This is a genomic window from Enterobacter cloacae subsp. cloacae ATCC 13047 (assembly GCF_000025565.1).
GTDB lineage: Bacteria > Pseudomonadota > Gammaproteobacteria > Enterobacterales > Enterobacteriaceae > Enterobacter > Enterobacter cloacae.
Window position 1 is genome coordinate 808050 of sequence record NC_014121.1, and the last position, 14428, is coordinate 822477.

The following is a 14428-nucleotide window of genomic DNA, read 5'->3' on the forward strand; positions in this document are numbered from 1 at the left end:
GAATGAAACTCTACAATCTGAAAGATCATAACGAGCAGGTCAGCTTCGCGCAGGCGGTGACTCAGGGACTGGGCAAAAATCAGGGGCTGTTCTTCCCTCACGATCTCCCTGAATTCCAGCTGACCGACATTGATGAGCTGCTGAAGCAGGACTTTGTCACTCGCAGCACAAAAATTTTGTCTGCGTTTATCGGCGACGAAATCCCGCAGGAGTTGCTGGAAGAGCGCGTACGTGCGGCGTTCGCCTTCCCGGCACCGGTTCAGCAGGTTGAGCCGGATGTGGGCTGTCTGGAGCTGTTCCACGGCCCAACGCTGGCGTTTAAAGACTTCGGCGGCCGCTTTATGGCGCAGATGCTTACCCACATCAGCGGCGACAAGCCGGTCACCATTCTGACCGCCACCTCCGGGGATACCGGTGCCGCCGTGGCGCATGCTTTTTACGGTCTGAAGAACGTCCGCGTGGTGATCCTCTATCCGAAAGGCAAGATCAGCCCGCTCCAGGAAAAACTGTTCTGCACCCTCGGCGGTAACATTGAAACCGTGGCGGTAGATGGCGACTTCGATGCCTGTCAGGCGCTGGTGAAACAGGCCTTCGACGATGAAGAGCTGAAAGCCGCGCTGGGGCTCAACTCTGCTAACTCCATTAACATCAGCCGTCTGCTGGCGCAGATTTGCTACTACTTCGAAGCGGTTGCCCAACTGCCGCAAGAGGCGCGCAATCAGCTGGTGGTTTCGGTACCGAGCGGAAACTTTGGCGACCTGACCGCGGGCCTGCTGGCGAAATCCCTCGGGCTGCCGGTGAAACGCTTTATTGCGGCGACCAACGCCAACGACACCGTGCCACGCTTCCTGAAAGACGGTAAATGGGCGCCGAACGCGACTCAGGCGACGCTCTCTAACGCGATGGACGTGTCACAGCCAAACAACTGGCCGCGCGTGGAAGAGCTGTTCCGCCGTAAAGTGTGGCGTCTGGGCGATCTGGGCTATGCGGCGGTCACCGATGAAACCACCAAAAGCACTATGCGTGAGCTGAAAGCGGTGGGGTATACCTCTGAACCGCATGCGGCGATTGCTTACCGTGCGCTGCGCGACCAGCTGAATCCTGGCGAGTATGGCCTGTTCCTGGGGACGGCGCATCCGGCAAAATTCAAAGAGAGCGTGGAAGAGATTCTGGGTGAAACGCTGCCGCTGCCGAAAGAGCTGGCGGATCGCGCTGACCTGCCGCTGCTCTCTCATGAGCTGCCAGCGGATTTTGCCGCGCTGCGTAAGCTGATGATGACCCGAGCGTGATTTTTTGCCCGGTGGCGCTGCGCTTACCGGGCCTGCAACAATCTCAATCGTAGGCCGGGTAAGCGAAGCATCACCCGGCTTTTTTGTGAAGAAAATAAGGAGAAAAATAGCAGGGAAAAAGCAGAAATTCCCAATAAATGCGGTCACTTAGCGTTTAGGATTGCAGAGAATAACATCTCCGGTTCCCCTCACGTAATCTCCTTACATCGGCCCACGTTGGGCAAGAATCATAAGGAGTCACCGATGTCTAAACTGAAACCTGCGCTGATTGCGCTTTCACTGATGCTGGTCGCTCCCATGGCGGTACAGGCATCCGAAATCACCCTGGTTCCGGCGGTCAAACTGCAGATTGGCGATCGGGATAATAACGGCCATTACTGGGACGGCGGCCGCTGGCGCGACCATGACTGGTGGAAGGCGCATTATGAGTGGCGCGATAACCACTGGCGTCCACATGATGAGCATCGCGATCGTGACGATCGTCATGACCACCGCCACGACGATCACCGACCAGGCCCGGACTGGAAGCATCACTAATACAAACCCCGCCAGCAGGCGGGGTTGATTTTTTACTGTTCGTGACGCTTAAACACCAGTTCCCCTTTCCCTGACGCTTCCTCGTCAAAGAAATACCCCTCGCTGTTGAATCCGGTGAGCTGCTCTGGCTTCGTCAGGCGGTTTTGAATGATGTAGCGGCTCATCAGGCCACGCGCTTTTTTGGCATAAAAGCTGATGACCTTGAACTTGCCGTTTTTCTCATCAAGGAAGACCGGTTTAATAATTTCCGCATCGAGCTTCTTCGGCTTCACCGATTTGAAGTATTCATCGGAGGCGAGGTTAATCACCACGTTATCCCCCTGCGCGTGCAGGGCTGCGTTCAGCTTATCGGTGATAATGTCGCCCCAGAAATGGTACAGATCTTTGCCTTTGGCGTTTTCCAGGCGGATGCCCATCTCCAGACGATAGGGCTGCATCAGATCCAGCGGGCGCAGCACGCCGTACAGGCCTGAAAGCATACGCAGATGCTGCTGGGCAAAATCGAAATCGGCTTCGCTGAACTCTTCTGCCTGCAGGCCGGTATAGACATCGCCCTTGAAGGCCAGAAGCGCCTGGCGCGCATTCGCAGGAGTAAAGTCAGGATGCCACTCATGGAAGCGGGTCGCGTTGAGATCGGCGAGCTTATCACTGATGCTCATCAGCGAGGCGATTTGCGGCGCGGAGAGCTTACGCGCCTCGTGAATCAGCTGTTGCGAGTAGTCCAGCAGTTCAGGCTGGGTATAACGCTCGGTCGCGAGCGGGCTCTGGTAGTCGAGCGTTTTTGCAGGTGAAATCAGAATCAGCATATCCAGTCCTTGCAGGAAATTTAAGGCGACTTTAGCAAAAAATCGCCCTGAATTGATCGATAGCTGTTATTGCCGCGGCAAATCATCCCACGTGCCGGGCGCAATCTGCGACTTGATTTCGGGATAGCGCGAGGCGTCAAACACCGGCGGAACCCCCAGCTTGCGCTGGCGAAGGTAGTCCCGGGCGATGAGGGTGACTACGGGCGAGAGCAGCAAAATCGCCGTCAGGTTGGTGATCGCCATCAGCGCCATAATCACGTCCGCCAGTTGCCAGACCACCGGCATGCTGAGCAGAGAACCCACGATGACCATCAGCAACATGCCCAGGCGCAACAGGTTGAGCATGGGGCGAGAGTTGAGCTTCAGGAAAATGAGGTTGTTCTCGGCGTAAAGGTAATTGACGACCATCGAGCTGAAGGCGAACAACAGCAGAATGAGCGAAACAAATCCCGCTCCCCAGCCACCGGTAAGGTTCACCAGCGCCTGCTGAAGAAGCTGTATCCCGCCGGCTTCCGATGAGTGAGAGATCGGGCCTGCCAGCAGCAAGATCATGGCGCTGGAGGAGCAGATAATAATCGTGTCCGTGAAGACCCCAATCATTTGCACAATGCCTTGCGCGGCCGGGTGAGGGGGCCAGGAAGCCGCCGCCGCCGCGGCATTGGGGGTAGACCCCATTCCGGCTTCGTTAGAGAACATACCGCGCTGAAACACCGCCATCAGCGCCTGGCTAAAGGTATAGCCCAGCGCACCCGAAGCCGCTTCACGCCAGCCAAAGGCGCTGCTGAAAATGGTCGCAATCACATCCGGCACCTGGTCGATATGCAACGCAGCGACAAGCAGACTGGCCGCAACCCAGAGCAAGGCCATAATGGGAACCAGCCACTGCATCAGGCGGGCTGTACCCTTAAGACCGGTAGAGATGGTCAGCAGTATGCAGAGGGCTAACCCCGCGCCGGTGAGCCATTCCGGACAGGCGAAGGCATAGCGCAGGGCATGGGCGACAGAATTTGCCTGGACGGTGTTGAAAATCAGGCCATAGGTGACGAGTAAGAAAAGCGAGAACAGCACGCCCATCCAGCGCATTCCTAAGCCGCGCGCCATGTACCAGGCAGGGCCACCGCGAAACTGGCCATGATGATCTTTTTCTTTATAGAGCTGGGCGAGAGAGCATTCGGCAAAGGACGTTGCCATGCCGATAATTGCCGTCACCCACATCCAGAAAACCGCCCCCGGCCCACCGGCGCTGATAGCCAGCGCGACCCCCGCCAGGTTACCGCTGCCAAGCCTTGCCGCAAGGCTGGTGCACAGCGCCTGGAACGAGGTTAATCCACCGGGTTGTGGCGTGACGCTGTTTTTCAGACTTCTGCCAAATTTGCGGATATAACGAAACTGGATAAAACCGCTGCGTAACGTAAACCATATACCTGCTGCCAGAAGCAGGTATATCATTATCGAACCCCAGAGCACTTCGTTAATAAAGAAAAAGAAATCAGGCATTAACGTCCCTCATGTTGATGCCAGGGTAAGGATGTAAGCGCTACCACATATTGGGCGTACTGTTACGTAGCTGCCTCTTAATATTCCGAGTTTATCATACATTGGCTAAGCGCACTGTCTGCGGTTGCGCTACCCCTCTGGCGTGTTATCATCAGGGCAGACCGGTTACATCCCCCTAACAAGTAAACCTGTCATTTTTCCGCTGCAGGCATGCTGTCGGTAGCGTGAATTATCCAGGGCACGTTAAAAGAGAAACACTATCATGACGGATAAATTGACCTCCCTTCGTCAGTTCACCACTGTCGTAGCTGACACCGGAGATATCGCGGCAATGAAGCTGTACCAGCCGCAGGATGCCACAACTAACCCTTCTCTGATCCTTAACGCCGCGCAGATCCCTGAGTATCGCAAACTGATTGACGACGCTGTGACCTGGGCGAAAGCACAGAGCAACGACCGCGCGCAGCAGGTTGTGGATGCCACTGATAAACTGGCAGTGAACATCGGTCTGGAGATCCTTAAACTGGTTCCTGGCCGCATCTCTACCGAAGTGGATGCGCGTCTCTCCTACGACACCGAAGCGTCTATCGCGAAAGCCAAACGTCTGATCAAAATGTATAACGATGCGGGTATCAGCAATGACCGTATCCTGATCAAACTGGCTTCTACCTGGCAGGGTATCCGCGCTGCTGAACAGCTGGAAAAAGACGGTATCAACTGTAACCTGACGCTGCTGTTCTCTTTCGCGCAGGCGCGTGCATGTGCGGAAGCGGGCGTATACCTGATTTCTCCGTTCGTGGGTCGTATTCTGGACTGGTACAAAGCCAATACCGACAAGAAAGAGTACGCCGCGTCTGAAGACCCAGGCGTGATTTCCGTGACTGAAATCTACGAATACTACAAACAGCACGGTTATGAGACCGTTGTTATGGGCGCAAGCTTCCGTAACGTCGGCGAAATCATCGAACTGGCTGGCTGTGACCGCCTGACCATCGCACCAGCGCTGCTGAAAGAGCTGGCTGAAAGCGAAGGTACCATCGAGCGTAAACTGTCTTACACCGGTGAAGTGAAAGCGCGTCCAGAGCGTATCACTGAATCCGAGTTCCTGTGGCAGCACAACCAGGATCCAATGGCGGTAGACAAACTGGCTGACGGTATCCGTAAGTTTGCTATTGACCAGGAAAAACTGGAAAAAATGATCGGCGATCTGCTGTAATCATTCTGCGTGACCGGGCTCCCGGTCACGCGACTTCTTTCGTACTCTGTCTGAAATTCCCCTCTGCGTGTATCATTCCCTTTAATCAGTACTTTTTGAATGGAATGGATATGAATACCTTACGCATCGGCTTAGTGTCGATTTCTGACCGCGCCTCAAGCGGTGTCTATCAGGACAAAGGCATCCCTGCTCTTGAAGAGTGGCTGGGTAGCGCGCTGACCACCCCGTTTGAAATCCAGACCCGCCTGATCCCGGACGAACAGCCGATCATCGAGCAGACGTTGTGTGAGCTGGTGGACGAGATGAGCTGCCACCTGGTGTTGACCACCGGCGGAACCGGTCCTGCACGTCGTGATGTGACACCAGATGCTACGCTTGCTATAGCTGACCGTGAAATGCCGGGCTTTGGTGAACAGATGCGCCAGATTAGCCTGCACTTTGTTCCAACGGCGATCCTCTCCCGTCAGGTGGGGGTGATTCGCAAGCAGGCGCTGATCCTGAATCTGCCGGGCCAGCCTAAGTCGATCAAAGAGACGCTGGAAGGGTTAAAAGCGGATGATGGCAGCGTGATCGTCCATGGGATCTTTGCAAGTGTACCGTATTGTATACAGCTGCTGGACGGGCCGTATGTCGAAACCGACGACAAAGTAGTAGCAGCATTTCGTCCTAAAAGCGCACGCCGCGAAACAATCTCCTGAAAATAATCATTATGTGACATTAGCTGAAGCTGCTGTGGTGTGCTAAAAGTTTTACGGTATAGTAATTTTTTCTTTACGATAGCTGTAATAATAATTCCACAACACACGCTAAATGGTTCGCTATGTCACATAACACCCGACCTCTGAATCGACAGGACTACAAAACTCTTACGCTCGCGGCCCTGGGCGGCGCGCTGGAGTTTTACGATTTCATCATCTTTGTTTTCTTTGCCGCTGTGGTGGGGGAGTTGTTCTTCCCGGCGGATATCCCGGAATGGCTGCGTCAGGTGCAAACCTTCGGTATTTTTGCTGCCGGGTATCTGGCGCGTCCTCTTGGTGGGATTGTGATGGCGCACTTTGGCGATCTTGTCGGGCGCAAAAAGATGTTTACCCTCAGTATCCTGCTGATGGCCGTGCCGACGTTGGCCATTGGTCTGCTGCCAACCTACGCCTCGATGGGCATTCTCGCCCCGTTATTGTTGCTGCTGATGCGTATTCTTCAGGGGGCGGCCATCGGCGGTGAAGTGCCGGGGGCGTGGGTGTTTGTCGCGGAGCATGTTCCGGCACGCCGCATTGGTATCGCCTGCGGAACCTTAACCGCGGGGCTAACGGTGGGGATTTTGCTCGGTTCCGTGGTCGCGACAATTGTGAATACCAGCATGACGCAACAGGCCGTACACGACTGGGGCTGGCGTCTGCCGTTCCTGCTGGGCGGGGCGTTTGGCCTGGTGGCGATGTACCTGCGCCGTTGGCTCCAGGAGACACCGATTTTCCTCGAAATGCAGCAGCGCAAAGCGCTGGCACAAGAGTTGCCCGTTAAAGCCGTCGTGGTGCGTCATAAAAAAGCGGTGGTGGTGTCGATGCTGCTTACCTGGTTGCTCTCGGCAGGCATTGTGGTGGTGATTTTGATGTCGCCGGTCTGGCTGCAAAAGCAGTACGGCTTTGCCCCGGCGGTGACCTTACAGGCGAACAGTATCGCCACGGTTATGCTCTGCTTCGGCTGCCTGGCCGCCGGGCTGGCTGCGGATCGTTTCGGTGCCAGCGTAACCTTTATCGTTGGCAGCCTGTTACTGGCGGGCTCAAGCTGGGCGTTTTACCATCTGGCCGGTAGTCATCCTGAAGTGCTGTTCCTTTTATACGGCGTGGTAGGGCTGTGCGTTGGCGTGGTGGGGGCGGTGCCTTATGTGATGGTTCGGGCCTTCCCGCCAGAAGTCCGCTTCACCGGGATCTCATTCTCATACAATGTTTCATATGCCATCTTCGGTGGACTGACGCCGATTGCGGTTACGGTATTGATGGGCGTGTCACCGCTGGCACCTGCCTGGTATGTGCTGGCGTTGTCGCTGATGGGGCTGGTGTTGGGGATTTGGCTTCGCCAGATGGGGGAATGTCGTGCCCGCGAGGCGGACACGACAGAGGGATCAGTGTTTTTCACCAATCGGTAAAATGGTGCGGTCAAACTGCTCGTTCAGCACTTCACCCATTGCCAGGTAGATAGCGCTTGCGCCGCAAACCAGACCAATCCAGCCTGCAACGTGAACGATGCCTTCGTTGTCCACCAGATGACCAATCGCCAACAGGGCGAACAGCACGGTCAGGCTCAGGAAGACAAACTGCAGTGCGCGGTTACCCTTGAGGGTGCCAAAGAACATGAACAGGGTGAAGACACCCCACAGGCCCAGGTAAACGCCCAGGAAATGGGCGTTTGCCGCCTCTGCCAGGCCCATTTTAGGCATCAGCAGAATGGCGACCAGGGTCAGCCAGAAAGAACCGTAAGAGGTAAAGGCGGTTAAGCCGAAGGTATTGCCTTTCTTATATTCCAGCAGGCCCGCGAAGATTTGCGCGATACCGCCGTAAAAAATGCCCATCGCCAGGATAATGCCGTCCATCGGGAACATCCCGATGTTGTGCAGGTTCAGCAGAATGGTGGTCATGCCAAAACCCATCAGGCCCAGCGGAGCCGGATTAGCCAACTTAGTGTTGCCCATAAGTCCTCAAAAAAATCATCATTAATATGGTGAAATGGTTAAACCCGCGACAGTACTCCCTGAAGGGGCGCGGCATCATAATGGGCGCAAACGATGCCGTCTATGATCTCGTCAGGGTGAAATTAAAATTTTTTTTATCCTTCCCCCCTTGATGGATGACGTTGCGACCCCATCTTGTAAGCAACCGCAGTGTGTGGACCTGAAAAAAATCAAATGTGGGCAGTTGAAAAAGCACGTTCTGCCCTTATTACAGGTACACAACCACATGTTGACTGAATTTTTAGTGGAGACGTTTAGATGGGTAAAATTATTGGTATCGACCTGGGTACTACCAACTCTTGTGTAGCGATTATGGATGGCACTACTGCACGTGTGCTGGAAAACGCCGAGGGCGATCGCACCACGCCTTCTATCATTGCCTATACCCAGGATGGTGAAACTCTGGTTGGTCAGCCGGCTAAACGTCAGGCAGTGACGAACCCGCAAAACACCCTGTTTGCGATTAAACGCCTGATCGGCCGCCGCTTCCAGGACGAAGAAGTTCAGCGTGACGTTTCTATCATGCCTTACAAAATCATCGCAGCAGATAACGGCGATGCATGGCTTGATGTGAAAGGCACCAAAACAGCACCACCTCAGATCTCTGCTGAAGTGCTGAAAAAAATGAAGAAAACCGCAGAAGATTACCTGGGTGAGCCGGTAACTGAAGCAGTTATCACCGTTCCTGCGTACTTCAACGATGCTCAGCGTCAGGCAACCAAAGATGCTGGCCGTATCGCAGGTCTGGAAGTAAAACGTATCATCAACGAACCAACCGCTGCTGCTCTGGCTTACGGTCTGGATAAAGAAGTTGGCAACCGTACTATCGCGGTTTACGACCTGGGTGGTGGTACCTTCGATATCTCTATTATCGAAATTGACGAAGTAGACGGCGAAAAAACCTTCGAAGTTCTGGCAACCAACGGTGATACGCACCTGGGTGGTGAAGACTTCGATACCCGTCTGATCAACTATCTCGTTGACGAATTTAAGAAAGATCAGGGCATTGACCTGCGTAACGACCCGCTGGCTATGCAGCGCCTGAAAGAAGCCGCTGAGAAAGCGAAGATCGAACTCTCTTCCGCTCAGCAGACCGACGTGAACCTGCCGTACATTACTGCAGACGCGACCGGTCCTAAGCACATGAACATCAAAGTGACCCGTGCGAAACTGGAAAGCCTGGTAGAAGACCTGGTGAACCGTTCTATCGAGCCACTGAAAGTTGCACTGCAGGATGCTGGCCTGTCCGTGTCTGATATCAACGACGTTATCCTCGTTGGTGGCCAGACCCGTATGCCAATGGTTCAGAAGAAAGTGGCTGAATTCTTTGGTAAAGAACCACGTAAAGACGTTAACCCGGATGAAGCAGTGGCAATTGGTGCTGCGGTTCAGGGCGGCGTGCTGACCGGTGATGTTAAAGACGTTCTGCTGCTGGACGTTACCCCACTGTCTCTGGGTATCGAGACCATGGGTGGCGTAATGACGGCGCTGATCAGCAAAAACACCACCATCCCAACCAAGCACAGCCAGGTGTTCTCTACCGCTGAAGATAACCAGTCTGCGGTAACCATCCATGTGCTGCAGGGTGAGCGTAAGCGTGCGTCTGATAACAAATCTCTGGGTCAGTTCAACCTGGATGGTATTAACCCGGCACCACGCGGCATGCCGCAGATCGAAGTGACCTTCGATATCGATGCTGACGGTATTCTGCACGTTTCCGCGAAAGACAAAAACAGCGGTAAAGAGCAGAAGATCACCATTAAGGCCTCTTCCGGTCTGAACGAGGAAGAGATCCAGAAAATGGTTCGTGAAGCGGAAGCCAACGCGGAATCTGACCGTAAGTTCGAAGAACTGGTTCAGACCCGTAACCAGGGCGACCATCTGCTGCACAGCACCCGTAAGCAGGTTGAAGAAGCAGGCGATAAACTGCCAGCGGAAGACAAAACTGCTATCGAAGCTGCACTGAGCGCGCTGGAAACGTCTCTGAAAGGCGAAGACAAAGCGGATATCGAAGCGAAGATGCAGGAGCTGGCACAGGCTTCTCAGAAGCTGATGGAAATCGCTCAGCAGCAGCATGCGCAGCAGCAGGCAGGCGCTGACGCTTCGGCGAACAACGCGAAAGACGACGACGTTGTCGACGCTGAGTTCGAAGAAGTTAAAGACAAAAAATAATCGCCCTGATGCAGGGTAATTAATCGGCACGGGCGTAGGAGAACTCTCCACGCCCGTGCTCGCATGTTAAGGGGCTTAAAAAAACCAATGGCAAAGCAAGACTATTACGAGATTTTAGGCGTTCCGAAAACTGCGGAAGAGCGTGAAATCAAAAAGGCGTATAAGCGCCTGGCCATGAAATTCCACCCGGATCGCAACCAGGGTGACAAAGAGGCTGAAGCTAAATTTAAAGAGATCAAAGAAGCCTACGAAGTCCTGACCGATGCACAAAAACGTGCGGCCTATGACCAGTACGGTCACGCAGCCTTTGAACAGGGCGGCATGGGTGGCGGTGGATTCGGTGGCGGCGGCTTTGGCGGCGGCGCTGATTTCAGCGATATCTTTGGCGACGTTTTCGGCGATATCTTCGGTGGTGGCCGCGGTCGTCAACGCGCAGCGCGTGGTGCGGATCTGCGCTACAACATGGATCTGACGCTGGAAGAGGCTGTTCGCGGTGTCACCAAAGAGATCCGTATCCCGACGCTGGAAGAGTGTGACGTTTGCCATGGCAGCGGTGCGAAAGCGGGTACGCAGCCACAAACCTGTCCAACCTGTCACGGTTCCGGTCAGGTGCAGATGCGTCAGGGCTTTTTCGCCGTTCAGCAGGCATGTCCGCACTGTCATGGTCGTGGGACGCTGATTAAAGATCCATGCACCAAATGCCACGGCCACGGTCGCGTTGAGAAAACCAAAACCCTGTCCGTTAAAATCCCGGCTGGCGTAGATACGGGTGACCGCATCCGTCTGGCAGGTGAAGGCGAAGCAGGCGAGCACGGTGCACCAGCAGGCGATCTGTACGTTCAGGTTCAGGTGAAACAGCACGCTATCTTTGAGCGTGAAGGCAACAACCTCTACTGTGAAGTCCCGATCAACTTTGCTATGGCAGCGCTCGGTGGCGAAATAGAAGTGCCTACGCTGGATGGGCGCGTGAACCTGAAAATCCCAGGCGAAACGCAGACCGGTAAGCTGTTCCGCATGCGCGGTAAAGGCGTGAAATCCGTTCGCGGTGGTGCGCAGGGCGACCTGCTGTGCCGCGTGGTGGTTGAAACCCCGGTTGGCCTGAATGACAAGCAGAAACAGCTGTTAAAAGAGCTGCAGGAAAGCTTTGGCGGCCCGACGGGTGAGAAAAACAGCCCACGCTCCAAAAGCTTCTTCGATGGCGTCAAAAAATTCTTCGATGATTTGACCCGCTAAATCGTTAGCTGGTAACTATCCTTTAAAAACCCGGAAGCGATTCCGGGTTTTTTATTTCTTGTTCGAAAGCTCGGTTAAACTGAGTATATATTCAATATTAATCTGTTTTTACCGATTTGTTTGCGCTGATATTATGGTTTTATCGAGGTATTGTTGTAAAAGAGAGAATTAACGTGAAATTACTACACCGTTTTTTTAGCAGTGAAGCATCCGGCGGCGTGATCCTGATTATTGCTGCTGCGGCCGCGATGCTGCTCGCCAACATGGGCATGACGCGCGATCTCTATCACGCATTTCTGGAAACGCCCGTCGAGCTTAAGGTCGGCGCGCTGGAAATTAACAAGAACATGCTGCTGTGGATCAACGATGCGCTGATGGCGGTGTTCTTCCTGCTGGTGGGGCTTGAGGTGAAACGTGAGCTGGTGATGGGCTCGTTAGCCAGCCGCCAGCGTGCAGCGTTTCCGGTGATCGCCGCCATTGGCGGGATGGTTGTTCCGGCGCTGCTCTTCCTCGCGTTTGCCTGGCAGGATCCTGTCGCGCGTGACGGGTGGGCGATCCCGGCGGCAACGGATATCGCGTTTGCGCTTGGCGTTTTAGCGTTGCTCGGGAGCCGGGTTCCGGTTGCACTGAAAATCTTCCTGATGGCGCTGGCGATCATTGATGACCTGGGGGCTATCGTCATTATCGCGCTGTTCTACACCAGCGATCTGTCGATTCTGTCGCTGAGCGTGGCAGCAGGGGCGATTGCCGTTCTGGCGCTGTTGAACATTTTCAATGTCCGTCGCATTGGAATTTACATCCTTGTGGGGATGGTGTTGTGGACGGCGGTGCTGAAATCGGGTGTCCATGCCACGCTGGCCGGGGTGATCGTCGGCTTCTTTGTGCCGCTTAAGCCGCAGGAGGGTAAATCGCCGGCCAAACAACTGGAGCATGTGCTGCACCCGTGGGTCGCCTTTATGATCCTGCCACTGTTTGCGTTTGCCAACGCGGGCGTTTCTCTGGGAGGGGTTACGCTGGAGGGGCTCACTTCCGTGCTGCCGCTGGGTATTATTGCCGGGCTGTTTATTGGTAAACCGCTGGGGATCAGCCTGTTCTGCTGGCTGGCGCTGAAGCTTAAGCTGGCATCGTTGCCGAACGGCACAACATTTGGTCAGATTATGGCGGTCGGCGTGCTGTGCGGTATCGGATTTACCATGTCGATCTTTATCTCGACGCTGGCGTTTGGTGCAAACGCGCCTGAGCTGATTATCTGGGCAAAACTCGCCATTCTTATCGGTTCATTACTGGCCGCAGTTATTGGTTATACCTTATTGAAGGTGAAGTTGTCCGGGCAGGCCGTCCAGGCATAACGGAAAACCGGGAGGAGGTCATTCTTCTCCCGATACACTCAGGGAGAGAAGACGCGATGTCTCATTTGAATTACAACCATCTGTATTACTTCTGGCATGTTTACAAACAAGGCTCGGTGGTCGGGGCGGCAGAAGCTCTTTTTCTGACGCCACAAACTATCACCGGGCAAATCAAGGCTCTGGAAGAACGCCTGCAAGGCAAGCTGTTCAAGCGTAAAGGACGTGGCATAGAGCCAAGCGAGTTGGGTGAACTGGTTTTTCGCTATGCGGACAAGATGTTTACCCTGAGCCAGGAGATGCTGGATATTGTTAACTACCGCAAAGAGTCTAATTTGCTGTTTGACGTGGGCGTGGCGGATGCCCTCTCGAAACGGCTGGTGAGCGGCGTGCTGGATGCGGCGGTGGTTGAAGACGATCAAATCCATTTGCGCTGTTTTGAATCCACACACGAGATGCTGCTGGAGCAGTTGAGCCAGCATAAGCTGGATATGATTATCTCGGATTGCCCCATCGACTCCACGCAGCAGGAGGGGCTGTTCTCGGTCAAGATTGGTGAATGCGGGGTAAGCTTCTGGTGCATTAACCCGCCTCCGGAAAAACCGTTCCCTGCCTGTCTGGAAGACCGCCGCTTGCTGGTGCCGGGAAGGCGCTCCATGCTGGGGCGTAAGCTGCAGAACTGGTTTAACTCTCAGGGGCTAAACGTGGAGATCCTGGGTGAGTTCGATGATGCAGCACTGATGAAAGCGTTTGGTGAGGCGCACAACGCAATCTTTGTTGCGCCGACGCTGTACATGCACGATCTCTATTCGGATAACAAGATTACCGAGATTGGCAGAGTCGATAACGTCATGGAGGAGTACCACGCCATCTTCGCCGAAAGGATGATTCAACACCCGGCGGTGCAGCGTATCTGTAACCGCGACTATTCGGCGCTGTTTACCCCGCCAGCAAACTGAAGGTATAAAAAAACCCGCGTTAAGCGGGTTCTTTAAACAAGCAACAACAAGCGGCGATTAAGCCAGTTTGTTGATCTGCGCGGTCAGGTTTGCTTTATGACGCGCTGCTTTGTTTTTGTGGATCAGACCTTTAGCAGCCTGACGATCCACGATTGGTTGCATTTCGTTAAATGCGTTCTGCGCTGCAGCTTTGTCGCCAGCTTCGATTGCTGCGTATACTTTCTTGATGAAAGTACGCATCATAGAGCGACGGCTTGCGTTGTGCTTACGAGCCTTTTCAGACTGAACGGCACGTTTCTTAGCTGATTTGATATTAGCCAAGTCCAACTCCCAAATATGATCTATGTGGACAATTCAAAGGCCGAGGAATATGCCCTCTTTGCCTTCTTTTGTCAATGGATTTGTGCAAATAAGCGCCGTTAATTAGCGACGCTACGTTACGTAGTGATGGCGCAGGATTCTACCAGCTTGTCTTTCGTGAATACAGCTTTTCGGCATAAAAATCGCAGTTCCCGGACAGATTTTTTTGCTGTGAAAGGTCAGCATGATGAAATCATTACGGCTTTCTGTTTTGTGCAGACAATCGTCGGTTAACCTTAATCGCTGTACAAGGTATACTTTGGCGATTTTCACTGTTTTGAGCCAGAC

Annotated in this window: 13 protein-coding genes and 1 pseudogene; 10 read left to right on the forward strand and 4 right to left on the reverse strand. The window is 54.1% G+C overall.

Annotated elements, in window-relative coordinates; all coding sequences use genetic code 11:
* Nucleotides 1-2 precede the first annotated feature (2 nt).
* Both thrC and ECL_RS03955 read left to right on the forward strand, forming a co-directional pair.
* Complete coding sequence (gene thrC / locus ECL_RS03950) at nucleotides 3-1289, forward strand: threonine synthase (protein WP_013095511.1); 1287 nt, start codon at nucleotides 3-5, stop codon at nucleotides 1287-1289.
* Nucleotides 1290-1532: 243 nt separating this feature from the next.
* Nucleotides 1533-1826, forward strand: a complete 294-nt coding sequence (locus ECL_RS03955; RefSeq protein WP_013095512.1) for a DUF2502 domain-containing protein — start codon at nucleotides 1533-1535, stop codon at nucleotides 1824-1826.
* 32 nt (nucleotides 1827-1858) lie between these two features.
* Here the strand turns inward: ECL_RS03955 and yaaA are convergent, their stop codons facing one another.
* Both yaaA and ECL_RS03965 read right to left on the reverse strand, forming a co-directional pair.
* Complete coding sequence (gene yaaA, locus ECL_RS03960; RefSeq protein WP_013095513.1) at nucleotides 1859-2632, reverse strand: peroxide stress protein YaaA; 774 nt, start codon at nucleotides 2630-2632, stop codon at nucleotides 1859-1861.
* A 66-nt stretch (nucleotides 2633-2698) separates the two neighbouring features.
* Nucleotides 2699-4129 (reverse strand): alanine/glycine:cation symporter family protein, encoded by a 1431-nt coding sequence (locus tag ECL_RS03965; RefSeq protein WP_013095514.1) that lies wholly within the window; start codon nucleotides 4127-4129, stop codon nucleotides 2699-2701.
* A gap of 262 nt (nucleotides 4130-4391) precedes the next feature.
* Between ECL_RS03965 and tal the strand changes: the two genes are divergently transcribed.
* From tal to ECL_RS03980, 3 genes are all read left to right on the forward strand, one after another.
* Entirely contained in the window at nucleotides 4392-5345 is a 954-nt protein-coding gene (gene tal, locus ECL_RS03970) for a transaldolase (RefSeq protein WP_013095515.1), read from the forward strand.
* A gap of 110 nt (nucleotides 5346-5455) precedes the next feature.
* Entirely contained in the window at nucleotides 5456-6043 is a 588-nt protein-coding gene (mog, locus tag ECL_RS03975) for a molybdopterin adenylyltransferase (protein WP_013095516.1), read from the forward strand.
* Nucleotides 6044-6165: 122 nt separating this feature from the next.
* Nucleotides 6166-7488 (forward strand): MFS transporter, encoded by a 1323-nt coding sequence (locus tag ECL_RS03980; RefSeq protein WP_013095517.1) that lies wholly within the window; start codon nucleotides 6166-6168, stop codon nucleotides 7486-7488.
* Here ECL_RS03980 and satP read toward each other — a convergent pair.
* Nucleotides 7465-8031 carry an acetate uptake transporter gene (gene satP, locus ECL_RS03985; protein WP_013095518.1) on the reverse strand — a complete coding sequence of 189 codons (567 nt, stop codon included), beginning with the start codon at nucleotides 8029-8031 and terminating at the stop codon, nucleotides 7465-7467. The genes ECL_RS03980 and satP overlap by 24 nt on opposite strands.
* Nucleotides 8032-8328: 297 nt before the next feature.
* Here satP and dnaK point away from each other — a divergent pair, with 297 nt between their 5' ends.
* From dnaK to nhaR, 4 genes are all read left to right on the forward strand, one after another.
* Nucleotides 8329-10242, forward strand: a complete 1914-nt coding sequence (gene dnaK, locus ECL_RS03990; protein WP_013095521.1) for a molecular chaperone DnaK — start codon at nucleotides 8329-8331, stop codon at nucleotides 10240-10242.
* Nucleotides 10243-10329: 87 nt separating this feature from the next.
* Entirely contained in the window at nucleotides 10330-11475 is a 1146-nt protein-coding gene (gene dnaJ, locus ECL_RS03995) for a molecular chaperone DnaJ (protein ID WP_008502040.1), read from the forward strand.
* A 173-nt stretch (nucleotides 11476-11648) separates the two neighbouring features.
* Entirely contained in the window at nucleotides 11649-12824 is a 1176-nt protein-coding gene (gene nhaA, locus ECL_RS04000; protein ID WP_013095522.1) for a Na+/H+ antiporter NhaA, read from the forward strand.
* Between the two features lie 56 nt (nucleotides 12825-12880).
* A complete protein-coding gene (gene nhaR, locus ECL_RS04005) occupies nucleotides 12881-13780 on the forward strand; it encodes a transcriptional activator NhaR (RefSeq protein ID WP_013095523.1) in 900 nt (299 codons plus the stop codon).
* A 57-nt stretch (nucleotides 13781-13837) separates the two neighbouring features.
* Here the strand turns inward: nhaR and rpsT are convergent, their stop codons facing one another.
* The gene (gene rpsT / locus ECL_RS04010) at nucleotides 13838-14101 is read right to left on the reverse strand and encodes a 30S ribosomal protein S20 (RefSeq protein ID WP_003856458.1); all 264 of its coding nucleotides are present in this window, start codon (nucleotides 14099-14101) and stop codon (nucleotides 13838-13840) included.
* A 101-nt stretch (nucleotides 14102-14202) separates the two neighbouring features.
* Here rpsT and ECL_RS27630 point away from each other — a divergent pair.
* Nucleotides 14203-14421, forward strand: a pseudogene (locus ECL_RS27630) (DUF2575 domain-containing protein).
* The last annotated feature ends 7 nt before the right edge of the window (nucleotides 14422-14428 follow it).

Excerpts from the sequence above, each read along its gene's own strand:
- ECL_RS03965 (WP_013095514.1), bottom strand. The coding sequence starts at position 4,129 with ATGCCTGATTTCTTTTTCTTTATTAACGAAGTGCTCTGGGGTTCGATA.
- satP (WP_013095518.1), bottom strand. The coding sequence starts at position 8,031 with ATGGGCAACACTAAGTTGGCTAATCCGGCTCCGCTGGGCCTGATGGGT.
- dnaJ (WP_008502040.1), top strand. The coding sequence starts at position 10,330 with ATGGCAAAGCAAGACTATTACGAGATTTTAGGCGTTCCGAAAACTGCG.
- nhaR (WP_013095523.1), top strand. The coding sequence starts at position 12,881 with ATGTCTCATTTGAATTACAACCATCTGTATTACTTCTGGCATGTTTAC.
- ECL_RS03955 (WP_013095512.1), top strand. The coding sequence starts at position 1,533 with ATGTCTAAACTGAAACCTGCGCTGATTGCGCTTTCACTGATGCTGGTC.
- ECL_RS03980 (WP_013095517.1), top strand. The coding sequence starts at position 6,166 with ATGTCACATAACACCCGACCTCTGAATCGACAGGACTACAAAACTCTT.
- tal (WP_013095515.1), top strand. The coding sequence starts at position 4,392 with ATGACGGATAAATTGACCTCCCTTCGTCAGTTCACCACTGTCGTAGCT.
- mog (WP_013095516.1), top strand. The coding sequence starts at position 5,456 with ATGAATACCTTACGCATCGGCTTAGTGTCGATTTCTGACCGCGCCTCA.
- yaaA (WP_013095513.1), bottom strand. The coding sequence starts at position 2,632 with ATGCTGATTCTGATTTCACCTGCAAAAACGCTCGACTACCAGAGCCCG.
- thrC (WP_013095511.1), top strand. The coding sequence starts at position 3 with ATGAAACTCTACAATCTGAAAGATCATAACGAGCAGGTCAGCTTCGCG.
- dnaK (WP_013095521.1), top strand. The coding sequence starts at position 8,329 with ATGGGTAAAATTATTGGTATCGACCTGGGTACTACCAACTCTTGTGTA.